This window comes from Rhodococcus sp. APC 3903, from assembly GCF_030407755.1.
GTDB classification, from domain to species: Bacteria; Actinomycetota; Actinomycetes; order Mycobacteriales; family Mycobacteriaceae; genus Rhodococcus_F; species Rhodococcus_F erythropolis.
This window is the reverse complement of sequence record NZ_JASDCV010000013.1, coordinates 1-25944: the sequence shown is the minus strand read 5'-3', so window position 1 is coordinate 25944 and position 25944 is coordinate 1. Positions and strand designations below refer to the sequence as shown.

21 protein-coding genes are annotated in these 25944 nt (G+C 61.9%); 9 read left to right on the top strand and 12 right to left on the bottom strand.

What is annotated here, in order from left to right:
* Positions 1-5: 5 nt before the first annotated feature.
* From QMA15_RS19130 to QMA15_RS19115, 4 genes are all read right to left on the bottom strand, one after another.
* Positions 6-1115, bottom strand: a complete 1110-nt coding sequence (locus QMA15_RS19130) for a DUF917 domain-containing protein (protein ID WP_279163007.1) — start codon at positions 1113-1115, stop codon at positions 6-8.
* The gene (locus QMA15_RS19125) at positions 1112-2692 is read right to left on the bottom strand and encodes a hydantoinase/oxoprolinase family protein (RefSeq protein WP_279163006.1); all 1581 of its coding nucleotides are present in this window, start codon (positions 2690-2692) and stop codon (positions 1112-1114) included. The genes QMA15_RS19130 and QMA15_RS19125 overlap by 4 nt, the downstream gene beginning before the upstream one ends.
* A 30-nt stretch (positions 2693-2722) precedes the next feature.
* Entirely contained in the window at positions 2723-4090 is a 1368-nt protein-coding gene (locus QMA15_RS19120; RefSeq protein ID WP_020906011.1) for a cytosine permease, read from the bottom strand.
* Between the two features lie 151 nt (positions 4091-4241).
* Positions 4242-4973 carry an SDR family oxidoreductase gene (locus QMA15_RS19115; protein WP_047889582.1) on the bottom strand — a complete coding sequence of 244 codons (732 nt, stop codon included), beginning with the start codon at positions 4971-4973 and terminating at the stop codon, positions 4242-4244.
* Positions 4974-5217: 244 nt separating this feature from the next.
* Between QMA15_RS19115 and QMA15_RS19110 the strand changes: the two genes are divergently transcribed.
* Complete coding sequence (locus QMA15_RS19110; RefSeq protein ID WP_003941170.1) at positions 5218-5358, top strand: hypothetical protein; 141 nt, start codon at positions 5218-5220, stop codon at positions 5356-5358.
* Between the two features lie 15 nt (positions 5359-5373).
* On the opposite strand, the gene QMA15_RS19105 is transcribed toward QMA15_RS19110, so the two are convergent.
* Positions 5374-5700 carry a hypothetical protein gene (locus QMA15_RS19105; protein ID WP_030245220.1) on the bottom strand — a complete coding sequence of 109 codons (327 nt, stop codon included), beginning with the start codon at positions 5698-5700 and terminating at the stop codon, positions 5374-5376.
* Positions 5701-5739: 39 nt separating this feature from the next.
* Between QMA15_RS19105 and QMA15_RS19100 the strand changes: the two genes are divergently transcribed.
* From QMA15_RS19100 to QMA15_RS19085, 4 genes are all read left to right on the top strand, one after another.
* The gene (locus QMA15_RS19100) at positions 5740-6144 is read left to right on the top strand and encodes a hypothetical protein (RefSeq protein ID WP_047889581.1); all 405 of its coding nucleotides are present in this window, start codon (positions 5740-5742) and stop codon (positions 6142-6144) included.
* 428 nt (positions 6145-6572) lie between these two features.
* On the top strand, positions 6573-8426 hold the full coding sequence (locus QMA15_RS19095; protein ID WP_007727149.1) for a BCCT family transporter: 1854 nt from the start codon (positions 6573-6575) through the stop codon (positions 8424-8426).
* A 122-nt stretch (positions 8427-8548) separates the two neighbouring features.
* Positions 8549-12442 (top strand): Pls/PosA family non-ribosomal peptide synthetase, encoded by a 3894-nt coding sequence (locus QMA15_RS19090; protein WP_003941141.1) that lies wholly within the window; start codon positions 8549-8551, stop codon positions 12440-12442.
* A gap of 11 nt (positions 12443-12453) precedes the next feature.
* Positions 12454-13755, top strand: a complete 1302-nt coding sequence (locus tag QMA15_RS19085; protein WP_044480251.1) for a M1 family metallopeptidase — start codon at positions 12454-12456, stop codon at positions 13753-13755.
* Here the strand turns inward: QMA15_RS19085 and QMA15_RS19080 are convergent.
* On the bottom strand, positions 13731-14555 hold the full coding sequence (locus QMA15_RS19080) for a methyltransferase domain-containing protein (protein ID WP_279163005.1): 825 nt from the start codon (positions 14553-14555) through the stop codon (positions 13731-13733). The genes QMA15_RS19085 and QMA15_RS19080 overlap by 25 nt on opposite strands.
* 168 nt (positions 14556-14723) lie before the next feature.
* On the opposite strand from QMA15_RS19080, the gene QMA15_RS19075 reads away from it, so the two are divergent.
* Complete coding sequence (locus QMA15_RS19075) at positions 14724-15239, top strand: hypothetical protein (RefSeq protein WP_020968283.1); 516 nt, start codon at positions 14724-14726, stop codon at positions 15237-15239.
* 11 nt (positions 15240-15250) lie between these two features.
* The gene (locus tag QMA15_RS19070) at positions 15251-16822 is read left to right on the top strand and encodes a flotillin family protein (protein WP_020906004.1); all 1572 of its coding nucleotides are present in this window, start codon (positions 15251-15253) and stop codon (positions 16820-16822) included.
* A gap of 49 nt (positions 16823-16871) precedes the next feature.
* On the opposite strand, the gene QMA15_RS19065 is transcribed toward QMA15_RS19070, so the two are convergent.
* Together QMA15_RS19065 and QMA15_RS19060 are read right to left on the bottom strand one after the other, a co-directional pair.
* Positions 16872-18146, bottom strand: a complete 1275-nt coding sequence (locus tag QMA15_RS19065; RefSeq protein ID WP_238054114.1) for an MFS transporter — start codon at positions 18144-18146, stop codon at positions 16872-16874.
* Positions 18146-18790: a GntR family transcriptional regulator gene (locus tag QMA15_RS19060; RefSeq protein WP_042950544.1), complete on the bottom strand. Its 645-nt coding sequence runs from the start codon at positions 18788-18790 to the stop codon at positions 18146-18148. Before QMA15_RS19060 ends, QMA15_RS19065 begins: the two co-directional genes overlap by 1 nt.
* Positions 18791-18965: 175 nt before the next feature.
* Between QMA15_RS19060 and QMA15_RS19055 the strand changes: the two genes are divergently transcribed.
* Entirely contained in the window at positions 18966-20087 is a 1122-nt protein-coding gene (locus QMA15_RS19055; RefSeq protein WP_290285890.1) for a GGDEF domain-containing protein, read from the top strand.
* A gap of 14 nt (positions 20088-20101) precedes the next feature.
* On the opposite strand, the gene QMA15_RS19050 is transcribed toward QMA15_RS19055, so the two are convergent.
* From QMA15_RS19050 to QMA15_RS19035, 4 genes are all read right to left on the bottom strand, one after another.
* Positions 20102-20899 (bottom strand): SDR family oxidoreductase, encoded by a 798-nt coding sequence (locus QMA15_RS19050; protein ID WP_070796426.1) that lies wholly within the window; start codon positions 20897-20899, stop codon positions 20102-20104.
* A gap of 76 nt (positions 20900-20975) precedes the next feature.
* A complete protein-coding gene (locus QMA15_RS19045; RefSeq protein ID WP_290285887.1) occupies positions 20976-21674 on the bottom strand; it encodes a class F sortase in 699 nt (232 codons plus the stop codon).
* A 128-nt stretch (positions 21675-21802) separates the two neighbouring features.
* Complete coding sequence (locus QMA15_RS19040) at positions 21803-23266, bottom strand: hypothetical protein (RefSeq protein WP_279163003.1); 1464 nt, start codon at positions 23264-23266, stop codon at positions 21803-21805.
* A 657-nt stretch (positions 23267-23923) separates the two neighbouring features.
* Entirely contained in the window at positions 23924-24382 is a 459-nt protein-coding gene (locus tag QMA15_RS19035; RefSeq protein ID WP_019746665.1) for a carboxymuconolactone decarboxylase family protein, read from the bottom strand.
* Between the two features lie 49 nt (positions 24383-24431).
* On the opposite strand from QMA15_RS19035, the gene QMA15_RS19030 reads away from it, so the two are divergent.
* A complete protein-coding gene (locus QMA15_RS19030) occupies positions 24432-25823 on the top strand; it encodes a PLP-dependent aminotransferase family protein (protein WP_279163002.1) in 1392 nt (463 codons plus the stop codon).
* Positions 25824-25944: the final 121 nt, after the last annotated feature.

The following is a 25944-nucleotide window of genomic DNA, read 5'->3' as shown; positions in this document are numbered from 1 at the left end:
GCTCGCTATTCTGCCAGTACAGGTTGCTCGAGTGTCTCCACCGGCAGGAACGGGCGATCGAGTCCGAAGCTTGCCGGGCCGAAGACCGCCAGTGCCTCCGGTGTTCTCATGATCGGCGGAGTCGCGATCCCGATGACCGCAACTCGCTGCCCGTACCGCAATCCCTCGGTGGTGATGGGCTCGGCAGTGTCGGCCTCGACGATGCAGATAAGGTCTGGCACGATCGCCACCATTACTCCGGATTGCACGGCGATCAGATTTTCGTTCTGGAATTGAACTTCCAGCTCTTCGTCTCCGACGCCGGCGATCCGCACCGAACCTCGAGCGAACCCCTCATCGGTTCGCCGGTCGACATCGATCACCTTGCCGTGAAAGAGAACTCGCCCGTATCCGTAAAGCGTGTCGGCGAGACCGTCCACCAGCGCCTGAACCGGGTCCACCCGCTGCTCACGTGAAAGCCTGATGGACCGACCGATGGCCAAGGCCAACGACAGAGTCCGTGGGATCGCCGTCCGCTTCACATCTGCACCCGTCATCGAGTACTGCGCGATATGCGCCATCCCACCGAACCTCGACGTCACCCCGCGAGCGAGGCCCTCCAATCTGCTGTTGTCGCTGCCGGTGTCGAAGATCGCAACCTCGTCGTGCTCGTTCGCCATGGCGAGCGGACTCGCCGAAATCCCGTACACCGAGAAGGTTTCCATCTCGAGCTGAGGAAAGGCTCGTCCCATCCCGTCGGCGTCGACAACCGGCAGTCCGCGCCGCGCTGCCACCAGCAACGGAATCATCGAATTGATCCCGCCGCACTCCATCGGCATCGTGGCATCTGCAGTTCGCCCCGTGTGCTTCTCCAACGTGATCAGCGCCAGCTCGGGTTCGGTTCCGCGCGGCATCTTCTCGACCACGACGGTCGGTGCACCCATCTGCGCGACGGGGATCACCCACGCGTCGTCGTCGAGCTCCTCCGGATCCAGAATCGTGATTTCACCGGCTTCCCCGAGCGCCTGCGTGACCAACATCTTGCCGACGAACGGATCTCCCCCGCCGCCGGTCCCCAACAAAGCTGCGCCCCTGGCGAGGTCGTCGAGGTCTGCCGTTCGTAGTGTCCAACTCATCGTGAGCCTTCCTGACCGGTGGAGACCAGACCACTGTGCAGTGCCAAGTCACCGACTGCCTTCACTCGAATACGTGTTGCGTTGCCCGGCAGATACGGAATCGGGACCTCGTCGAACTCCACGATCTGCACCGACTCGGGCCGTGCGCCTGCTGCGACTGCCCGATCGATCGCCTCCTGGCGAGCGTCGTCGGCAAGAATCTGCCTGCGCCCGTCCCGTACCGCTTCGACTCGATCTACCTCACCACTGACCTGCGCGATCGCAGCGCCGATCGCATTGGCAACGTCGAAGCGCTCAGGACGAATCACCGTTCCCAGGCCGGGAAGTTCGTGCTCCAGCAAAACCGATCCCCCGCCAACCGCCACAACGGGAAGTGGATCCGACGTGGTCCGCATCTGTTCCACGGCGTCGGCGACCCGGCGCGAGATCCGGTCGAGTGCCGTCGACACCAGACCGCGGTCGAGGTGCGCTACCGCACTGCGATCTCCGACGTCGGCCAAGCCTGCCGCGACGGCGATGTCGGTGGCCGTCAACGTGTCACCGCCGAATACGAGTGCCCGTGAACCCAATTCGTATCCCACAGATTCGGGTCCGACTGTGAGCCCGTCTGCATCCACCAGCGAACCACCACCGATACCGATCGAGAAGACGTCCGGCATACGAAAATTGGTCCGTACCCCCGCGACCGTCACCTCCGTGGTGGCTTCTCTGGGGAAACCGTTGGTCAGTACGCCCACGTCGGTAGTGGTGCCCCCGATGTCGATCACCGCACAGCTGGCCAGACCGGACAGAACAGCGGCGCCTCGCATGGAGTTGGTCGGTCCCGACGCGAAAGTCGCCACCGGATAACGCCTTGCGTACTCGATGTCCATCAAGGTTCCGTCGTTCTGGCTCAGATACAGCGGTGCGGCGATGCCCTGCTCGACCAAAGAACTGGCAAGACCGTCGACGATGTGATCGGCAAGCTCGCGAAGCGCAGCGTTGATGATGGTCGCGTTCTCCCGCTGGAGTAGACCCACTCGACCGATCTCGTGAGAGAGCGAAATTGCGACGTCCGGGCCGAGTTCCTGACGCACGATCTCCGCTGCCGCCGCTTCGCATTCGAGATTGACCGGAGAGAACACCGACGATATTGCGACCGAACGAGTACCGCTGCGAGCCATGTCGGCGGCATGGCGACGAATCTCGCCGGGATCCAGCGGTGAGATACGACGACCGTCGAACTCGTGCCCACCGTGAGCGAGGTAGTGCCTTCCTTGCACAGCGGAGACCAGGTCTCGCGGCCACCCCACCATCGGCGGAAGCGCTGCGGTCGCCGGAAGCCCCAATCGCAGAGCCGCTGTTGGTGCAAGTCCTCGCTGCTCGATGAGAGCGTTGAGAAAGTGCGTCGTGCCGATCATCACTGCTTGAACAGCGCTGGGAGAGAACGAGTACTGCTGCTGCAGCGCCGTCAGAGCTCCGCCGATTCCGCCGGTGATGTCCTTGCTGGTCGAGTGTTTGACATGCCCGATGACGGTGGTCCCGTCCATCAGGACCGCATCGGTGTTTGTACCACCGACGTCGATTCCGATTCGCATCGCGAACTCCCTTCTACAGTGTTTGCAGTGCTAGTGCGTGAGCGCAGATGTTCCCGAAGGCTCTTGCGGCGCTTCGGTTGTGGTGCGTCCGACCCCGCGAATCAGGCCGAGTCGACCCGCGACGACGTAGAGAACGAATGCCGAGGCCACCGCGTTGATGGACGGCAAACCGAAGGTGCTGTAATGCCCGATCAGCGCCGAGACGATCCAGATCACCAACGTGGCCGGTACCCAAGTGGGCGCCGAGTTCGGGAGGGTACCCGCGGCTCGACTCTCCTCCAGGTCCTTGCGCCAGGTCTTGACGATGAAGTACTCCGCCACCATGATTCCGGCGATCGGCGGGAATCCGACGCCTAACAGGATCAGGAAGTCGGTGAACGAGTTCAGGATTCCGGCAGCCGCGAGGATCGAACCGGTCACGCCGACCACAGCGGTGACGACGGCGCGATTGATGCGTCGCCCGAACACTACGTCGATGAAGTTCACGATGCCGAGCCCCGAGCTGTACAGGTTCCAGTCGTTGATCTTGAAAGTTCCGAGAACAATGATGAGAACGCCGACCCAGCCGACCGACGACAGGATGATCGTGGCGATGTCGGAACTGCGAACGGCATGCGCAAGAAGTACACCGGTCAATCCGATCACGTATTCGCCTAATGTGATTCCGACGAGTGTCTGCTTCACGACGTCACCCGCCGTGCGGTTGAATCGCGTCATGTCGGGTGTGATCACTGCTCCGGCAATGAAACCGCCTGCGACGATGGTGGTTCCGGCGAGGAAGCTGAGCTCCGGCCCGGCTGGAGCAGATGCCATCAGATCTGACAGCGAGTGATTACGCAGTTCGGAGATGACGGCCCAACCCACCAGAAGCAGGAACAGGGGAACGGTGATGTTGGCGATCAGCTGCATGGAGCCGAACCCGCGAAGGACTATCGCGGTGATCAGAAGGCCGAAGACCAGGGCCCACGCCCACTGCGGCAGAAACGGCATGATTCCGTGCAAACCTGATGCAGAGACAGCAGATTGGATGCCGAACCAACCGATGAGGCTGACTCCGATCACCAGGCCGATCACCGCGGAACCAGCGTGCCCGAATCCACACCAGCGTGCGACCACCGACGTGTTGAGCCCTTCACGAACCCCGATGATGCCGATGAAAATACAGACAACCTCGAGAATCACCGCCCCGACTGTCAATGCCCAGAAGGCATTCCAGAACGTCATGCCGTAGCCGAGCGTCGCACCGAGCAGGAACTGTGCGAGTGCCGAAACCTGACCGAATCGCTGTACTGCCACCGAGAACCACGAATACCGTGCTTCGTCGGGAACGCGGGTGAGCGCGTAGTCGTCACCGTCGGACACTTCACCGCCGGCGGCGGTCGTTGATGTGTTTTTCATGACGGACTCCTCGAATAGTTGGGAAGTGTTCTCGGAGAAGACGGTACGAATGTGGTCGGGGTCACGCCTATGGGCGAATTGGCGTTTCTTCGTGTTACGACAATGCATTTCGCACAGTCGTCATTTCACTCAGTCGTCAAATGGCACGGGCCTAGCGCAACGCGTACCCGCCGTCGGGGTACAGCGTGGAACCCGTTGTGTACGTGTTGGTGAAGAGATAGAACACCGCTTGTGCAATCTCGTCTTCGTTCCCGACACGGCCGAGCACGTTGTTCTCCGCACTCCAGGTGAACGCCGCCTCCCGAACCTCCGCCGGGCGCTGAGCCCACAGATGCCCGTCGATGGTTCCGGGAGCAACGGTGTTGACGCGAATCGGCGACAGTTCGACCGCCAGCCCCCGCCCGAGTCCCTCGATTGCCGCATTGGCCGCAACGTAGGCCGCGGCAGCCGCGGGTGGCCGCACACTGGCAGCACCGGACATGAGGACCACCGATGCGGTGGGTGTCAGCCTGTCGAGCGCAGCGTGCACGACGCGGTACTGCCCCCAGAACTTGGAGGTGAACGGCGACGCCGCTTCCTCGACGCTCTGTTCACGGAACGAGCCGACCTGGTAATCGGCAGCCGTGGTGAAGAGAGCGTCGACGCTGGGGATGTTGGTGAAGAACGCTTTCACCGAGTCGTCGTCGGAGGTGTCGACGGTGAACCAGTGCGCCGCCGCACCCAGCTGCGTGGCCGCTGCTTCCAGCTTGGATGCGGTTCGGCCACCGAGAACTACCTGCGCGCCGGCGTCGACGGCAAGCTGCGCCACCCGCAGCCCGATGCCTGTTCCGCCGCCGATCAGTACGACGGTCTTGCCTGAGAGAGGAGAAGGTGTCGTTGTCATTTAGCGACTGTAAGGCTCACCGAATTGTCCCGACATGTGCAGAATGCACAGATTTCACTACGCCACGGTGCTAAGTATCCAGACTAAGCCGGTAGAGACTGCCGCCCCCAGGGATCTCACTTGACTGAGTTTGCTGCGTCGAAACTGCCGTCACATGCACTCCTCCTTCGAGTTCGCTTGTAACAAAACAACTCCCACGACCGAAAATGTCGGTGAACCACAACCGCGAAGGGAAGTAACGAATATGGGATCAGCAGATGTCATGGCCTGGCTCGCCGAGGGTTACCTCGCCGGCGACCCGATTCGCTATCCGCTCTACGTCGGATCGATGTTCCTCGCGATGCCGTTCCAGTTGATCGGCGTAATTCTGGGTCACCCCTTCTGAGTCGCCCCTATTGAGTCACCCCTTCCGAATCGTCACATCAGGCCAGGGCGGTCGACGTAGAACGGCCAGGGTTGCGATCACCGCGGCCGCCAACCCGATGAACTCCCCCATCAAAGCCGCCCTGGTGTGATCGACGGCCGGTGACCACGACGGCTCACCCTCGTGGATCGAGAACACTCCCACTGGCACCGGTATCGGGTCGCCCCGCCACCGCCGGTGTAGACGCGAAACCGTGATGATCGTCGATCCGTCGCTGGTCTGGTGAGGTTCTCCGAAGATCGTCGAGGTCCCTGATTCCCCTCGAAATCGCTCCACCGCATCACGAATCTCCATGATCTCCATCGTCGCACCGAAACAGCAGCCCTGTGCGAGTATCGGTCGATGGCAGAGTGGTGGAATCCGAGCAGGCGCGTCGAGCGATGGTGGCAGACGATCGTGCTGGTTTGGCTACTCGTTTTCTTCGGCCCAAGCACCATCGACAAGGTCATCACAGAACCCACAGCTTGGAATTGGACATTCCTCGCAATCTGGCTTTTCGCGACGGCCGGGTCTGCTTACTACGCAGTCCAAGCCTGGCGAAACAGGAACAAACCTCAGTCGGTGTGGTGGGAAGGGACAACTGCCCCCACCGAAATCCCTGCCGACGACGTCCGTAGTGCACTCGCGTCGACTGACGACCGTATTCCGGCAATCAAGGCACTACGCGAACTGCATCCGGGCTTGGGTCTGAAGGATGCGATGGATCTGATCGACGCTCAGCGGGGCGAACAGGGCCCGCATCACTGATAGTTGCGACCATCACAATCACAGTTAGGTATCGACACCTGACCGCCACGATCGGGCAAGCACGCCAGGAGTTAACCACCTGACAGACAGGCTGTTTCGCCGAGTTTGACAAATGTGGTCAATCGGTGAGCGTCGACTCGACCGATTCAACTCACCGTACCAATCGAATTCGCCGTTCAGCATTCCACTCATGGCCCAATGCCACTATTACCCAACGATTTACAACCGGAACTACGGCATCCAGTGAGAACTTTCGCGACAGTGCAGCATCTTTCGTCCAGTTGAGTTGACCGAAACTTGACGTTACGTTGAATTTCAAAGCAATAGCCCGGTCTTGACCTGCGATGGTGTGAGCGAAACGCCCACCTACGCGTGACACGTGGCCGCCCTGATGGGCGCTGTGAATGCCTGAACGTTCGAGGAGTGGAATGACTGCGGTCAAAACTGCGTGGCGTGAACTACGGAAACCCGTGTTCATCCCCGCGTCGATAGTGATCTTTGCCCTGATCGCCTTTGCCGTGATCTACGCGGGAACCGCCGCGGATGCTTTCGAAACACTCAACAACGTGATCAGCGACGGCGTCGGCTGGTGGTACATCCTCTCGGCCACCGGTTTCGTGATCTTCGCGCTGTACTGCGGAATCAGCCGCATCGGCAACATCCGATTGGGACGTGACGACGAGCAGCCCGAGTTCGGGATGCTCTCGTGGTTCGCGATGCTCTTCAGCGCCGGCATGGGCATCGGGCTCGTGTTCTACGGAGTAGCCGAACCACTTTCGCACTACGTGACCCCACCCGTCGCCGGGCAGATCGCCGGATCCACGGACGCCGCAGCCAATCAAGCCATGGAACTGACGCTGTTCCACTGGGGCTTGCATGCATGGGCGATCTACGTCGTCGTCGGCCTTGGTCTGGCGTACATGACCTACCGAAAGGGTCGCCCGCTGTCGATCCGTTGGCTGCTCGAGCCGCTCCTCGGACGGGCTCGCATCGAAGGAAAGATCGGCCACGCCATTGACGTCGTCGCCATCGTCGGCACGCTGTTCGGTGTCGCGACGTCGCTGGGCTTCGGTGTCCAGCAGATCTCGGCCGGCCTCGACTACCTCGGCTGGGTGGAGACCGACAACTGGTTGGTCATCACCATCATCGTCATCGTGACGGGCATGGCGACCTTCTCGGTCGTCTCCGGTGTCACGAAGGGCCTCAAGTGGCTCTCCAACATCAACATGATGCTCGCTGCCGCGCTGGCACTGTTCGTCCTGATTCTGGGACCGACGCTGTTCCTCATGCAGTCGTGGGTGCAGAACCTCGGCGGATACGTCCAGGCCTTGCCCGAACTGATGCTGCGCACGTCCCCTTTCGCCGAAGACGGCTGGCAGGGCGCATGGACCATCTTCTACTGGGGTTGGTGGATGAGCTGGGCACCGTTCGTCGGCATGTTCATCGCGCGCATCTCACGCGGCCGCACCATCCGCGAATTCGTCTTCGGTGTGCTGCTGGCCCCGACGCTGGTTGGTTCGTTGTGGTTCACGATCTTCGGTAACTCCGGCATTCTGCGTCAGCGCAACGAGGGCACGATGCTCGACGCATCCGGCGCAGTGGACACCAACACGTCGCTGTTCACGCTTCTCGACGGACTTCCGCTCGGAACGATTTCGAGTGTTCTCGCGATCGTCGTGATCGTGTTCTTCTTCGTCACGTCCGCGGACTCCGGCTCGATCGTCATCGACATCCTCGCGACCGGTGGCAGCTTGGAGACCTCCAAGATCACGCGTGTCTACTGGACGTTCCTCTCCGGTGCCGCGGCCGCAGTTCTCCTCATCGTGGGTGGCAGTGGATCGCTCACGGCGCTGCAAACCGTTGCCATCGCCACGGCGGTACCGTTCTCGGTCATCATGGTGCTGGCATGTCTGTCGATGCTGAAGGCGTTCCGATACGAGGTCGCGTCGGCACCACGCTACCTGCGGGTTTCTACAAATGCCTCGGCATCGACCGACGTTCCGCAACCCACCGAAAAGCGGCTCCGCGATCTGAAGATCTCGTCGACCTTCGCCGGGCTCACCCCGTCACAAAGCGGAATCATGACGGATCCCTCCGACGCCCACATGCTCGTCGCGGTCCACGAAGTTCCCGCCCATGCGGTCAACATCGACCCGGATACCGGCGCCGTCGACTTCTCCGAGGAATCGAAGGTCGTCGATCCGCTGGGCGGAGAGGTGTTCGACACACCCGAGTTCGCCGACTCGGCAGAAGGCCACGCGCAAGCTGCCAGTACGGACTGACCGGCACGTTCGGCATGTTGCATTAGGCATATCTGTTCACCAACTCGCAAACTTGTCATGAGACTTTCAACTCGACAGTTCGCAGGACTCTAAGTTTCGTGAGTAGAACAGGACCAACGGGTTTGCCACTCCAGTCGCAGTCGGAGACGGAACAATCTTTCGGGATTCCGTCCGTATTCCTACGGTCGGCGCATGCACCTGCGCCGCGCACGCTCATCGACATCGTGCGGGCCTCAGCCGAGGCCAACCCGGAAGCACCTGCCATCGACGACGGCGACACCACACTGTCGTACTCGGAGTTGCTCGACGAGATCGCGCTCGGTGCGCGCTGGCTCGGTGATGCCGGCGTCGGCGCAGGTGACCGCGTCGGAATCAGGATGCCGTCAGGTTCGCGTTCGCTGTACGTGGCGATCCTGTCGATCCTCGCGGCGGGCGCCGCCTACGTTCCCGTCGACGCCGACGATCCGGAAGAGCGCGCCGAGTTGGTGTTCGGCGAGGCGCAGGTAGCGGCGATCATCACCGGCGACGGAATCCAGCCGGGGACGGCGCCGAAGCGGCTCGAACATCCACCGGTTCGCGAACCCGAACCCGAGGACGACGCCTGGATCATCTTCACCTCAGGATCCACGGGCACCCCCAAGGGCGTCGCGGTCACTCACCTCAATGCCGCAGCCTTCGTCGACGCCGAGGCGCGCATGTTCCTCCAGGACGAGCCCATCGGGCCTGGTGACCGCGTCCTCGCGGGACTCTCCGTGGCATTCGACGCGTCCTGCGAGGAGATGTGGCTCGCGTGGCGCCACGGCGCCTGCCTCGTCCCGGCTCCTCGTTCGCTGGTCCGCAGCGGCATGGACCTGGGCCCGTGGCTGGTCTCGCGTGACGTCAGCATCGTCTCCACTGTGCCGACGCTTGCGTCTCTGTGGCCGGCCGAGGCCCTCGAAGCCGTTCGACTCCTGATCTTCGGCGGCGAAGCCTGCCCACCCGAACTGGCCGAACGCCTGGCCGTCGAGGGCCGTGAGGTCTGGAACACTTACGGCCCCACCGAGGCAACCGTCGTCGCCTGCGGCGCACTGATGGACGGCAAGAGCCCCGTCAGCATCGGCCTCCCCCTCGACGGCTGGGACCTTGCCGTCGTCGACGCCCAGAGCAATCCCGTCGCGGTCGGCGAGGTGGGCGAGCTGGTGATCGGCGGCGTCGGCCTCGCCCGTTACCTCGACCCCGCGAAGGACGCCGAGAAGTACGCGTCGATGCCCTCGCTCGGGTGGGAACGCGCCTACCGAAGCGGCGACCTGGTCCGGCTCGAGACCACCGGCCTGATGTTCCAGGGCCGCGCGGACGATCAGGTCAAGCTCGGCGGCAGGCGCATCGAACTCGGTGAGGTCGACAACGCCTTGCAGAATCTGCCGGGTGTGAGCGGCGCTGCCGCAGCCGTGAAGAAGACGGCAGCCGGCAACCAGCTCCTCGTCGGGTACATCGCCAGCACGGATCCCGACTTCGATCTCAAGGCCGCTCATGCACTGCTCAGCGAGCAGCTACCAGCAGCCCTCGTGCCGCGTCTGGCGTTGATGGACGAACTTCCGACGCGTACGTCAGGCAAGGTCGACCGCAATGCGCTGCCGTGGCCGTTGCCCGGCGCCGGTGAAGATGCCGGGGCCGCGTTGGGCCTCGACGGCACCGCTGCCTGGGTTGCCGGCCTGTGGGGATCGATCCTGGGAGCCCAGATCACCGGACTCGACGACGACTTCTTCGAAGTGGGCGGCGGATCCCTCTCTGCTGCTCAGTTGGTGACCGCCCTGCGCGAGCGGTTCCCAGAAGTGACCGTCGCACAACTCTACGACCATCCACGGTTGGGATCGCTCGCCGAATATCTCGACGAATTGGCACCCACCGAAACTGTGGAGCCGCGCATCGTCGCTCCAACACCCTTGAAAACTCAGCTGGCGCAGATCGCCGTCACCGTTCCACTCACGACGCTCACCGGACTGCAGTGGGTGACGTGGCTGGCGATCGCGAACAACGTCCTCGGCTGGTTCGTCGACGTCAGCTGGGCACCCACGGTCTCGTGGTGGTGGATCCTGTTGGCGTTCATCGTGTTCATCACGCCGATCGGCCGTATGACCATCGCCGTCGTCGGGGCGCGCCTGCTCCTACGCAAGTTGGAACCAGGAACGTACCCGCGAGGTGGTAGTGAACACCTGCGTCTGTGGATAGCGCTGCGACTCACCGAAGCCAGTGGCGCAGCCAACCTTTCGGGCGCACCGTGGATGCTCTACTACGCCCGCGCCCTCGGCGCCGACATCGGCAGCGGCGTCGATCTCCACACACTTCCTCCCATCACCGGCATGCTCGAACTCGGTGACGGCTGCTCCGTCGAACCCGAAGTCGACCTCTCGGGCCACTGGATCGACGGCGACGTCATTCACATCGGCGAGATCAAGATCGGCGACGGCGCCTCCGTCGGTTCACGCTCGACGCTTCTGCCCGGCGCGCGTATCGGTCGGGACGCCGTCGTCGAACCCGGATCTGCGGTGTTCGGCCGAGTAAAGGCAAACCAGCAGTGGGCCGGCTCCCCCGCCACCAAGGTCGGGAAAGCGAATCATCCTTGGCCGGCCGAACATCCGAAGCGCGCACCCGGCTGGGTGCCGGTATACGGCGTCACCTCGGTCTTCCTGGCCGGTATGCCGATCTTCGCTCTGATGGCCGGAATCGCGTTGATAGGTTGGTGGATCCGCGACACCGACACGCTCGCGAGCGCAGTGCTCCAATCGCTGATCATGCTTCCCGTCGCGACCATCCTGAGTTTGCTCGTCTTCGCAGTCGTCACACTGGTGGCCGTTCGTCTTCTCTCGATCGGGCTGACCCCCGGCTACCACCCTGTCCGCAGCCGCATCGGCTGGCAGGTGTGGGCGACCGAACGCCTGCTCGACTCGGCCAGAACCTTCCTCTTCCCGCTCTACGCGAGCCTGCTGACGCCGGGATGGCTCCGCCTCCTCGGCGCCAAGATCGGCAAGAACGTCGAAGCATCCACCGTGCTCCTCCTTCCCAAGTTCACGACGGTCGCCGACGGCGCATTCCTCGCCGACGACACCATGGTTGCGAGCTACGGCCTCGGCGGCGGCTGGATGCACATCGAACAGGCGAAGATCGGCAAGCGTGCGTTCCTCGGCAACTCCGGTATGACCGCACCCGGTCGACGCGTCCCCAAGAACGGTCTCGTGGCGGTTCTGTCGGCCACCCCGTCCAAGGCCAAGTCCGGATCATCGTGGCTGGGTAGTCCACCGGTACGTCTGAGAAGGGCTGCCGGGGACACCGACGCCGCCCGCACGTTCAATCCGCCGATGCGACTCAAGATCGCCCGCGGAGTGGTCGAAACCTGCCGACTGATCCCCGTGATGGTCACGTTCGGCATCGGTCTCGGTGTTCTGTTTGCACTCGAAGCACTGGTCGGCGCCGTCGGATTCTGGTTCGCGGCTCTGTTGAGCGGCGTAATTCTGCTCGTCGCCGGAGCAGTGGCTGGCGCGATCACCATCGCCGCCAAGTGGATCGTCGTCGGACGCATCGCCAAGGTCGAGCATCCGCTGTGGAGTTCGTTCGTCTGGCGCAACGAGGTCGCCGACGCGTTCGTCGAAACCGTCGCAGCGCCGTGGTTCGCTCGCGCAGCGACTGGTACTGCCGTACTCAACATCTTCTTGCGTGGGCTCGGGGCCAAGATCGGCAAGGGCGTTTGGTGTGAGTCGTACTGGCTACCCGAGGCAGATCTTGTGACTTTGGGCGACGGAGCGACAGTGGAACGGGGGTGCGTCGTGCAAACTCATCTCTTCCATGATCGGATCATGTCCATGGACACCGTCACCTTGGGAGCAGGAGCAACGCTGGGACCGCATTGTGTCGCGCTACCCGCAGCCGGCATCGGCGCGGGAGCGACGGTAGGGCCTGCATCTCTGGTGATGCGAGGTGACACCGTTCCGCCCTCCACCCGCTGGCAGGGCAATCCGATTGCACCGTGGGTGGCGTCGTGAAGCCGAACAGAATGCTCGAAGAGCCGCTCGATCCGTACCTGCCACACAACGGCAACCGCGGTTACCGCGTGTCTCGGTACGAACTGGAACTGACGTACAAGGTCTTCAGTAACCGTCTCGCCGGCAAGGCAGTCATCACCGCTGTCACCACCGAGAGCCGATCCAAGTTCAGCTTCGACCTCGCGCAGAACCTGCAGGTGTCCAAGGTGTCCGTCAACGGTGCCCGCGGCACCAAGTACGCGCACTTGAACAACAAGCTGATCCTCACGCCGTCTACCAAGATCCCCGCGGGCGGTGCCCTGTCGGTCACCATCGCGTACAGCGGCAACCCCGAGCCGATCAAGAGCCTGTGGGGCGAAGTCGGCTGGGAGGAACTCGACGAAGGAACTTTGGTCGCAAGTCAGCCCAACGGCGCGGCGTCCTGGTTCCCGTGCGACGACCATCCGATTTCCAAAGCGTCGTACCGCATCTCGATCACCACCGATTCCCCGTTCTATGCCCTCGCCAACGGCAAGCTGATCCGCAAGCAGACCCGTGCGAGTCAGACGACGTGGGTCTACGAGCAGACCGAACCGATGGCAACCTACCTGGCGACGATTCAGATCGGTCAATACGAGCACCGACAGGTGAGCGCCGGGCCGGTACCGGTCTTCGCCGTTCACCCACCTCGGCTGCGCGCAGCGTTCGACGTCGACTTCGGGCGCCAACCCCAGATGCTGGAGGTCTTCGGAAAGCTGTTCGGCCCGTATCCCTTTGCCGACTACACCGCTGTGGTCACCGACGACGAACTCGAAATCCCCATCGAAGCGCAGGGACTCTCGATCTTCGGAGCCAACCACTGCACGGGTAGGCGCGGTTCCGAACGTCTTGTCGCACACGAGCTTGCCCATCAATGGTTCGGCAACAGCCTCACTCTCGGGCAGTGGTGCGACATCTGGCTACACGAAGGCTTTGCCTGTTACGCGGAGTGGATCTGGTCCGAGAATTCCGGTGGCCCATCCTCGAACCAACTCGCGACCAACGCCTATCAAGGGCTCGGGCGTAAATCTCAGGACTTGATCGTCGCCAATCCCGGGCCTGCCCTGATGTTCGACGATCGAATCTACAAGCGGGGCGCGTTGACTCTGCACGCCCTGCGCGGCGTTCTCGGAGACGAGAAATTCTTCGAACTGATCCGCCAGTGGACCACGAAGCATCGGCACAGCACGGTCAGCACCGAGCAATTCACCGATCTCGCTTCACGTTTCACCGACACCCCACTGCGCCCTCTCTGGGATGCTTGGCTGAATCAACGCCCGCTACCTCGGCTTTGACGCGCGTCCTTTGACGCACGCCGCCCGATGATCTGAAACAGTCGGGCGGTGTGCATGTACGGCCAGCGCGCCGTCGATGCAAGCTCGAGAGCTTCCAGCGCTGAATAGAATTCGGGATCCCACTTTTCGTCGTCGGCGGCGATGAAGTCGGAGAAGCATCGAATTCCGTAGTGGTTGACGTCCCCGAAATCGCCTGTGGCTTCAATCGCATCGATGATGTCCCCTGCGGCGAACATCGTGAGGTCTGAATCGAAAGTGACGCTACGATAACGGCTTTCACCAAGAAGGTTCAGCGCTTCCGTCGGGTCGGCACGCCTCGCCGCGGCAGCAATGGGTTCGGAGAACTTGTTGATCGAGATTACCGAGAAAATTCCACCGTCGGCCAGCGGCGCAGTCACGGCGGGCAATGCGCCGATCCCTTGCGGAAGATATTGCAGAACATTGTGCAGAAGAACCACATCGAAGGATCCGGTTGCGATCGACCTCGGAAGATCCAGCACTTCGCTGTTCACGAAGGTCATCGATGCACTCACACCAGCGGCATCGGCGCGACCTGACGCAATGTCGAGCATCGCCGGGGAACTGTCGACCAGCGTGACCTGATTCCCGTTCCGCGCCAGGAGTATCGATTCCAGACCGTCACCACCGCCGAGGTCCAAGACGCGAAGCCCAGATCGACCGCCGACATATGTGTCGAGATTTGCCCGAGCCACCGTGTATCGCAGCCGCCCCCATGGCGAGCTCTGCCAATGCGCCCACGCGTCGACGGACTTGTCGAACTTCGAACCGCTTTCATACATGCTGTCGACCGTAGTTCCACCGAGCAGCGTGCCGCAGCACACCACGCCGAAACATTCCGAATGCGCCGATAAGCTTTGTCTTACCTTTACTATAGAGGTGGGCCGAGGGACGACCCCGACAACACAATTCTCAGGGCACGCTTCCTCGACAGGTAGATCGGGGGATCGATGTTTGTTGTATTCACAATATGTTTCGTGATCGGGGTTGTCGCCCTGATCGGAGCCTTCGCCGTCGGCGAGGTTGCAGATCTGGGCGGCGGCCACGCAGACGGGCTGCCATTTCTGAGCCTGACAACTTTGGCCACAGCACTTTTCGGCTTCGGCGCCGGCGGCGTAGCTGCCACTCTCGCGGACGCTCCGAGGCTGGTAGCGGTGATTGCAGCACTCGCACTCGCCGCCGTTCTCGTTGTCGTCACGCGCGGCCTTCTTCTCCCCTATCTCCTTAAGCAACAAGATAATTCGCACATCGGGCGCGCTTCATACCACGGATTGTTGGGCACGGTCACCCTCACCATCGCAGCCGAAGGTTGGGGAGAAGTCTCGTTCGTCGACGCCGAAGGCAATCGCGTCCAGGCCAAGGCCGTCAGTGCACAGCCGATGGCGCTCACCACCGGCACCACCGTCTACATCGCCGATGTAGACGATCAATACCTTCACGTCGTCACGGTTGACGACGCGATCTAAGGACTCGATACATGCTGCCAATCATCATCATTGCGGTTGTAGTCGCAGTAATCATCTTCATCGTTCTCCCCGCGATCTACGTGAAGAACTACGTCAAGGTCCCGCCGAACGAAGTGGCGGTCTTCACCGGACGAGGCAAGCCGAAGGTCGTCCGCGGCGGTGCCCGGTTCAAGATTCCCGGAATCGAACGCGTCGACATCATGTCGCTCGAGCCGTTCAACGTCAGCATCAATCTCAAGAATGCGCTCTCCAACGACGGTGTTCCGGTCAACGTCGAGGCAGTCGGCCTGGTGCGAATCGGTTCCGCCGACGAAGCGGTTCAGACAGCGGTGCAACGATTCCTGACTTCCGACCTGGACGAACTCCAGCAGCAGATCAACGAAATCCTCGCGGGCAGTCTGCGCGGAATCACCGCGACCATGACGGTCGAGGATCTGAACTCCAACCGCGATTCGCTTGCGCGCAGTGTGGTCGAGGAGGCAGGCGGCGACCTCGCCCGCATCGGCATGGAAGTCGATGTCATCAAGATCGCGGGAATCTCCGACTTCAACGGCTATCTCGAATCGCTCGGTCAGCGCCGCATCGCCGAGGTCAAACGTGATGCCGCGATCGGAACTGCTGAAGCAGAGCGTGATTCGCAGATCCAGTCGGCAAAGGCGCGACAGGCAGGTTCCGTCGCGCAGGCCGAAGCCGACACCGCGATCGCGAGTGCAAATCAGAAACGCGACGTCGAACTCGCTCGCCTGCGAGCACAGACCGAAGCCGAGAACGCCGAGGCCGACCAGGCCGGGCCCCTCGCGCAGGCAACAGCCGAGAAGGCCGTCGGCATCGCACGTGAGCAGGCCGAGGCGGCCCGCGTCGAAGCTCGCACCGAGGTCGAGCGTCGTCGCGCCCAGCAATCGGAAGCGGCATTGCAGGCAGATGTCATTGCACCGGCCGAGGCCGAACGCCAAGCCTCCATCGCACGCGCAGAGGGTGAGCGACAGGCCGCGATCCTCCGCGCCCAGGCACAGGCCGAGTCAGCAAGGCAGGCCGGCGGCGCTCAGGCCGATGCACGAAAGCTCGTCGCCGACGCTGTTCGCTCTGAGCAGCAGGCTGATGCCGACGGCCTTCGAGCACGTCTGGAAGCCGAAGCAGACGGCCGCAAGGTAGCGGCCGACGCCGTCCGTGCCGAGCAACAAGCCGAGGCGGATGGTTTGCGCGCCAAGCTCGAAGCCGAAGCTGCCGGTAAGCGTCAGATCGCCGAGGCGCTCAATTCCTACACCCCGCAGGCCGCGCAGTTGCTCACTCTGCCCGATGTTCTGGCGGCGTTGGTCGACGCCACCGCAGCGGCGGCGAAGCCGGTCGGCGACATCGACCGCATCTCCATCGTCGGCGGCAGTGATGGGGCCCAGGGTTCGATCGGCTCGATCCTGGGCATCAGCCCCCAGGTGATCGCCGGCGTCATCGAAACTCTCGAAAGCTCAGGCGTCGATATCACCGGATTGCTCAACGGCCTGAACAAGACCGCATCGGTTCCGGTTGGTTCGGTACACAATTCGGTCCACAATTCGGAAAACGGTTCCGCAACTGTAGACGCGTGATTTCGCCCCGGTCCGCCGACTCTCGCAGGGGTCGGCGGACCGGACGGCATCACGCGCTCGGAAGATGTGAACGCGACTTGAAGAGAATCAGAATCAAGCAGGCAGCGGCGGCGGCTGATCCGAACAGAAGAGTCACCGTGTAGCTCAGCGCCGGAATGCTTTCCGACAGCATCGCCAGCAACGCAGGCACAGCAAAACCGATGTAGGTGATCGAGTAGAACACCGCGGTCAGTCCTGCCAGATCGTCCGGCCCCGCGATTCGCTGGATCTCCAGCAACCCGGAAACCAATGCCATGCCGTACCCGCAACCGAGGATCGCTGCAGCCACGATCGCGATCGCCACGGTCAGCGTCGACGCAACCAGAGCAGCGCCGGCCATACCAACCACCAGAAACACCAGAGCCACAACTGCGCCGCGCGCGCTGCGGTCGGTATCGATCTTTCGCCCCAACGACTGAATCGCGAATCCGCATGTCAGCGCGACCATGCACAGTAGAGCCGAAAAGGCCACGGGCGCATCGCCACTGTGCCCGGTCATGAGCGCCGGAATAACTGCATACGCGACACTGGCAGCACCGAACACCCACGGCGCCAACGGAACAACGACGTAGAGGAATCTACGATGACCTGCCGAAGGGATCTTGAGGTCGTCGATCAACCTGCGACGGTCGGATTTCGCCTGTGCCGGTCGTGTTTCGGGAGCACGCCACAGCGCCATGGCGGCGAGGACGGTGATCGCGATGTGCAGGACGTACGCCAACACACTCGGCATGGGCGCCCACTGCGCCAAGATTCCCGCGGCACCCGCCCCCAAGGCGAAGCCAGCGGTCAGACTCATCGCCGCTCGCCGAGCACCTGCGCCTTCCGACGCCGCCGAATCCCAAGGTTGCGTGGACAACTCCTTGACCCAGGAGCCGCCGACGGCCATACCGATCCCCAAGGCGATGCCGCAGAGGATTCTTCCCAGAATGAGAGCGGCAGCGGAGTCGGCCCCGAAAGCGAGCAGCGTCGAACCGGCGATCGCGATGATCGGAGCGGGGAGCATGATCGGGCGTCGACCCAATCGATCGGACAGCGGGCCGCCGAGCAGCAGGGCCGGCACAATTCCGACGACGTAGGCGAAGAGGAAGAAGTCGACCATCACCGGCGAATAGCCGTGGTCGAGTCGGTACATCACCAGCAGTGGCGTGAATTCGTTTCCGCCCCAGGCCGCGGCGAACATGCTGGCGGCAACGGTCAGCCACAGCCATTTTCCGCCGGTGCCACGTTCACTGCCTGGACGACGTTCGGCTGCGGTCCCAGCGTCTATTGTTTGGGTGCTCATCACAGAGTTCCTTCGAAGCCGAGGCCGTGCACCTGGCGCATGTGTGTGAGGACGGCAGTGTTGTATCCGTCTGCATCGCCTGTTTCGACGAGGTCGGTAAGCGCGGTGTGGTCGGCAAGGATGCGAGACAGTTGGCCGGGGTCGCGTGAGATCGACCGCGCTGTCATCCGTCGTTGCCTGTCGCGCAGACTCGCGTAGAACGAGTCGAGCAAAGGATTCCCACCGGCGGCAACGATCATCTTGTGAAAGTCGGCATCGATTGCGCTGAACGCGGCAACGTCCCCGCGATCAGCAATCTCCCGTTGCTCGATCAGATTCGCGCGCAACGCTGCGACCAGTGCTTCACGTGCGTGCGGTCGGACCGACACCACTCGAACGCTCTGAGTCTCGACGAGCTGTCTGGCACTGACTACGTGTTCCGCTTCCCCATCCGCGACCGGGACGATCAGCGCCCCCTTCTTCGGGTAGAGGCGCATCCAACCTTCCGACTCGAGACGCAGAAACGCCTCACGCACCGGCGTTCGGCTCACATTGGTCCGAGCGGCGATGTCACCCTCGCTGATCAGCTCCCCGCCGGCGAGTTCGCCGGAAAGGATCAGCTCCTTGACTTCGCGGAAGACGTTTTCCGAAGCGGAATACAACATAGACACAAGATGTATTTATACTCCACGCTGGCGGAACCCAGACATTCGGGTCGCCGATCCGAACATCTCGGTCCAACACGGCATCGATCCAGCTAGCATTGCAAGGTGCCAGACAGAAGAGGAGTCAGTTCACGATGAACGGCGCACGCTCCCGCCATCGCAGACTGACGCACTCATGACGTCGCAGATGAAGTCCATGAGGACCCTGACCCGCGAGTGGCTGGCCCTCCCCGATCAATACGACCGATTCACTCGCTATCTCCGCGACAACGGCCTCACGACCGCCACCCGGCTATTACTTGGCATCATTGTCATCGGACTGGGCGTGTGCGCACTACTCAACAGATTCAGTCCGGCCGGTCCGACAAGCACGATTGCGCTGTTCTTCAACACTGTTGTCGTGATCTCGTGCTTCATGGTCGGAGTCTCATGGTGGGTCTTCGGCCCGACAAAGCGCCGCTCGTTCGGTTTTGTCGTCTTTTGTGACGTTGCGGTTTCGATCGCCATTCTCGGCGACTCGGCGCCGCTCGGACGTCTGCTCAGCTCAGTCATCTACGCGCTGATCGGTATCTACATCGCCTATTTTCACAATCCGAAGTTGCAGATCGCACACCTGACCTTCTCGGTTGTGATGATCGTGGTGGCTGCGCAGCCGATCCTCTTCGGGCCGGAGCGAGATCCTGCGCTCGGAGTTTCGAAAGTGCTGGTTGTCGTCACCGCACTCGTGGTCTGTGCGTTCATCTCGCAGATCGTGCTGACGATGCTCAGCATGGACGCGTCCAGCTCCGACCTCGATCCCCTCACCGGGCTCCTGAACCGTCGTGGCCTCGACCGCCACGTCGAGAAGGTACTCGCGGAGTTCCAGCGTCAGGAATCGGCGGCACTACTCGTGATCGCGATCGACATCGACCGATTCAAGACGATCAATGACGTACACGGTCACGACGTGGGCGACCGCATAATTCTCCGGGTTTCACAGCGGTTGTCCGCCTGGGCACATGCCGATGCTGTTGTCGCACGGGTCGGCGGCGACGAATTCATCCTCGCTCAAAGACTTTCCGTGCCGGCCATCGGCCCGATGCTCGACTCGATCGGACCGGCAATGCACTCGAATACCGACGAGATACCTTCGACATCGAGCATCGGAATCGCCGTGCGTACCCACAAATTCGTCGCCGGAGAAGAGCGTGCAACAGCGTTCACCGACATGCAGAAAGTCGCCGATTCGGCGATGTACGAAAGCAAGAGACTCGGCGGCGGACGCGTTCACACGATCGTCACCACTGCGAGCAGGTAGCGGTACGTGAGTTATCAGTAATAAACCGGCCCCGGCACTCCTCCACCCGCTGCCACCGCGTCACCGGTGATCGCAATGCTTCGCGGCGATGCCAGGAAGGTCACGACATCAGCCACCTCTTCGGCGTCGATGATCCGGTGTATCGAATTCGTCGCGATACCCCGCTCCACCTCCGCCTGCGAGCGGCCGGATTCTTCCGACTCGCGCGCAATCCGCGCGGTCAACCTCTCGGTCCGCGTCACGCCCGGATGGACGACGGTGACGTTGATTCCCTTGGGGCCCAGCTCGTCTGCAAGATTCTTGGTCAGCGCAGACACACTGACGTTGCGGATCGTGTGGGCGATCGAGGTTGCCTGTCTGGCACCCAAACCGCTGATGTTGATGATCCGACCCCAACCCTGATCGATCAGATACGGCGCCACTGCCCGTGCAGTTCGCAGATACCCCAGCACTTTCACTTCGACTTCGTCTCGCACGACGTCGTCGGTGGTCGCCTCGAAATCCGTCGGCTTTCCGGCGCTGAACGGAGTCGCTGCCGAGTTGACCAGAATGTCGACGCCGCCGAACTCCTTTACTACTTGCCGCACCGACGCCTGAACCGCGTCGTCGTCTCGCGTATCCGTCACGACTCCGATCGCACGAATTCCGAACTCCGAAACCAAATCTCGTGCAACGATTACGACGGTTTGCTCAGTGCGCGCGAGTATCGCGATGTCGACCCCTTCAGCAGCCAGACCTCTGGCGATTGCCAGACCGATCCCCTTGCTACCACCGGCAACGATCGCACGCTTTCCAGACAGGTGAAGATCCATACCTGCGACACTATCCAACAGGCGATCCCCGATCTCTACGAAGAGGGATCGGGGACCGACTGGATGTTTCTGTGTCTCAGACCATCAGATCCGCGTACAGGTAGACATTGTCGGCGTAGTTACCCACACCGTCCTCGAATTGCAGTTCGCCGCCGCAGGTTACGACTGCCAACTTTCGAGGGCCATCCGGGCCGGCCAGCACGCTTTCCTCCACGCCATCGGCCTTCGGGCGTGTCGTCACCGCAGTCACCTTCCACGACGTGGTCTTGCCCGTCGCGTCGGATGTACGGATCACTTCACCCGGTTCGATCGTGCCCAGGTCGAACAGTGCACCGTTACCCTGGCCGGTCAAATTGACATGTCCGGCAATCAAAGTCGTGCCGGTGACCGAGTCGAGCGAGGCGCCGTCGAGCCAGATTCCGACGTTCTTGACGTTCTCCGGCGGAGTGAGAACTCCCTCCGGCACGGTGGCGTCCACGATCGACGCCTGAACACCGACCGGGTCGAGCGAGAGGGTGTTGGGAGTCATCAACTCATCCGAAGGCGCTGCCGGATTCGCGGAGTGCGACAGGACAACTCCCGGACTCGGCGGGATCGCAGCATCGTCATCGGAGGATCGCAGGCCGACGAAGGCCATGGAAGCACCAGCGACCAACACCGCGATGAGAGCCAGAATGAACGCGACACGACGCCCTTTGCCTGGCCTCGTGGGTTGATCATGGTTGGGATCGTCGTATGGATTGGATGGATTGGGATCCGACTCGTACATGGTCATCGAACTGTCTCCTGCGGGATGAGGCACCCCGGCGCCTCTTGCGAATTGACGCCCCCTGCGTCTGATCTGTGTCGGCACCGATCACACAGCCTGTGATCGGTGCCGACGTCTACTACATCTGCCTGGCGTCAGGAACGCTTGCGGCGGAGAGCAACTGCTCCGGCGGCAGCCATTCCGACAAGCCCGAGGCCCGTCACTGCGACGGCAACGTTACGGCCTGAATTCTGTTCAGCGGCACCACCGTCGATGGCAACCGGGCGAGGTCCGGTAGCCGGCTTCGGAGCGGACGGCGCCGGAGCAGCGGGAGTTGCAACCGGCTGCGACGGAACAGGCGCACCCGGAACTACGGGCACGACCGGCACAATCGGAACGATGGGCACGATCGGAACAATCGGCACGATGGGCACAATCGGAACGACCGGAGTTGCAGGCGTCGTGGTTGCCGGTGTCGTTGTTGCCGGTGTCGTCGTTGCGGGTGTCGTCGTTGCGGGTGTCGTCGTGGGCGCTGCTGCATATCCGACGCTGGCAGACGCATTCATCAACGCCGGCCGAACGGTGTCGAACGACGCGAAGACCTGGCACTGTGCGCCTGCCGTGTTCCAGTGCAGGTTCTCGACCGAATCCGGAATGACGCTTGCGGTCACGGAGTAGTCACCGCCGTCCGCAGCGGTGAGGCATAGATCCACGGCAGTCGGTGCGTCGCCGCGGCCGTCGACCGTCAATTGGTTTGCACTCAACGTTGCCTTGGCGTTGTCGCCACAGACGGTGAGTTCGGTGCCCGCCGAGGACTGAACATTGATCGGCTTCCGGTACATATTCGTGTTCAGGGTGAACACGGCAGTCTCGCCGGCCTTCAGAGTTCCCGTCGCGGGTGTCTTACGAACGAGGTCGAGCGTCTGCGTGACGTTCATGATCTCGACGATGCGAGCTCGCTCGTCGTCGCCGATGTTCCTGTCGCACAGGCTTTTGAAATCGGCCATCAGCGGATTGTCGTAGTCCGAAACGCACCACACCAGCGTCTGCCGCGCCGAACGCGCATCCTCACTGCCATTTCCCGAAACGACGCCGTCGAGCTTGGCGGGATTCTGCAGCAACCAACTGATGACAGCGAGATCGTCGGCTGACAGATCGGGATTGCCCGATGACGGAACCGTCGCACCCATCTCGTCGTTGTGCTTGTCCACGGGCAAACCGTTTTCGTCGACGCCGGCACATGGATCGAGATCGAAGTCCGTGCAGTACATCCATTCCGACTTCGCAATTCCGTCGACGTCGCGGACACCGCAGACCGGAGCATCCACCGCGGCCGATGTACCCCGATCGGTGGTGCCGTACATCGGCACGATGTTGCCGTCGTTGAAGTGATCCAGCCGAATGCCGGAGATGTCGAGCATCTGCTCTGAGGGCGTGTACTCGGTGCCCTCACACAACCCGGCGGTGAACGCCGGAGCAGCCGCGGTTCGCACCGGCATCGGCGCGGACACAGCTGGTGAAGCAAAAGCAACGCTACTACCGGCCACCGTTACGGCAATAGCTGCAGTTAGCGAGAGCCGGAGAACAAGCGGCCTACGCCGTGAACCAGACACAGTCATCAAAGCTTCCCTTTCAAGACATTTCGGTAGCGGGAAGGTTGCTTGGATTCCCAAGGCCACGCCACCCAGCGCTCACTTCCGAGAGGATCGGCTGATCGCTTTTGGCAACCAGCCAGTTACTAGATGGCAATGTAGTGCATGTTTCAAGAAAGTCCACCCGATCGTCGAGCCCCCGCACGCAGCTTGAACCTCCGGACGACGAGTTAGCCAACAAGATGACTGCACCTTTGTCCAACCGCACAACTATCGCGATCAACTCAAAATCGGCTCACGTAACCGGGGCGTTCCCGGCATTCCTCCGACGCTAGCCGGTCGGTAACTCGGACATTCTGGGGAAACTCACAGGAAGGGGCGTTTTCAGCGCGCACACAAAAGAAGGGGCCCGCAATGCGGACCCCTTCACCGGAACTTCCAACCGAGACTGCTTTGTCTGGATTCAGACAACTTGCAGATACTCGGAACAATCCACCGATTCACTAAATGTGATTTGCCTCACATTTAGAGAATCTGTTGGTTTTGTTCACACTCTGAACCAATCTTTTGGTCCTCTTTGTGTCGATTACCCAGATCTTCGACGGCGGCAATCTGCGTGTCGATTACCCAGATCTTCGACGGCGGCAATCTGCACCCGATAGAGAGCGGAGGACGAGCCTCGGATCAGTCTCGGACCGGAGGCGCCTTCCTTGTGGTAACCGCAATGCGATTCCACGCATTGATCGTGAAGATGACGCTGATGAGCTGGGCCAGTTCCTCGTCCGAGAATTCGCCGGCAGCCTCGTTGTACACCTCGTCCGGAACGAAACCGTCGGTAAGGACTGTCACGGCCTCGGTCAAGGCGAGTGCGGCACGTTCGCGATCGGAGTACATCCCTCGCGCTTCTTCCCACGCGTTCAGTAGGTAGAGCTTCTGCTCCGTCACGCCGACCTTTCGGGCGTCGCGAGTGTGCATGTCCAAGCACCATGCGCAATGATTCAGCTGCGACGCACGCGTGAGGACCAGCTCGACGAGCGTCGGCTCCAGCCCCTTGCGCGCAGCGGCATCCAACGCAATCATCGCCTTGTAGACCTCGGGCGCCAGTTTTGCGATATCCAGTCGTTGTCCTGTTGCTGTAGTCATACTCAAACCGTAATCCCGGAAAGACCCCGAAACATGGTTCAATCCGGTGATGAATTCATGGGCCAATCTTGGGTTCGATCTGCATATCGAGCTGCCACAGGGAATCGGGGTTCGCGCTGCGCTGCTTCAGACGCTTCGCGACGCGATCGACAGTGGACTGTTGAAGCCCGGCACCAGACTCCCGCCTTCTCGCACCCTCGCACTCGATCTCGGAGTTGCCCGAAACACCGTTGCGGACTGCTATGCCGAGCTCGCCGCCGCTGGATGGCTTGTCACGCGGCCGGGTTCCGGGACCGTGGTCGCCACGCTCGCCAGCACACACAGTCGCGAAGTCGATCCATCGCCGACCCGACGGCGCTTGACCTACAGCCTTCTCCCCGGATCGCCGGACGCGTCGGCGTTTCCCCGCACTGCATGGATTTCGTCCGCCAGACGTGCTTTGACCACCGCGCCGACCGACGCTTTCGCGACCACTGATCCCAGAGGCCGAGTCGAACTCCGAAATGCCCTCACCACATACCTGAGCCGCACCAGAGGCGTTCGCGTCGATCCGAGCCGCATTGTGATCAGTGCCAGCTCGGGTCACGGGATCTCCCTCCTCGCCCGCGCACTCGGAGGAACGATTGCGGTCGATGCTTTCTGCCTTCACCTGCACCGACAGTTACTCGTCGACGAAGGACTGCTGACAATTCCCATTTCGGTCGACGAATCAGGGACTTGCACAGACGAATTGGCGTCAACGTCTGCTGAGAGTGTTCTGCTGACGCCGACCCATCAGTTCCCTCTCGGAGGTCCCCTCACGCCGGCGAGGCGCGCGACCGCTCTCGAATGGGCCTCGACTACCGGTGGCGTCATCATCGAGGACGACTACGACGGCGAATTCCGTTACGACAGAAAGCCTGTCGGCGCACTCCAAGGAATCGCGCCGCAGCACGTTGCATACCTCGGCACTGTCAGCAAGACACTGTCGCCAGCCATTCGCATCGGATGGATGGTGTTGCCGGACAGGCTGATCGAACCCGTCCTCGCAACAAAGGGACCCTACGAACGCTGGGTCAGTTCAACGGATCAATTGACCTTGGCAGACTTCATCGAATCCGGAAGATTCGACAGCCATATTCGAAAGATGCGTACCTCGTATCGACGACGACGCGATCAACTGGTTGCGACCCTTGCGCAGCAAGTACCCCGGGTCAGGGTCGAGGGGATCTCCGCGGGTCTTCACGCTGTGATCCGCCTTCCCTCCGGCGCCGAACAATCTGTTCTTGCGGCGGCGCAGGCGCACGATCTCGGGCTCGAAGGGTTGTCCGTCTTCCGACATCCCGACGTATCGTCAGTCGGCGGTGACGGCATCGTCGTCGGTTACAGCACGCCGACGCAGTCGCAGTACTCCAGGACGCTGGATGTGCTCTGCGAGGTGCTGCAGGTGGCTCTGCGATAGCGCCTGTCGGATCTACCCATCCGCTCACCTGCCCTGCCCTGCCCTGCCCTGATGGAGTGAACGTACCGTTCCCCTCGTCTAGGAGGGTGAGAGTGTCGTTCACTCGATCCCGGACGGGGTG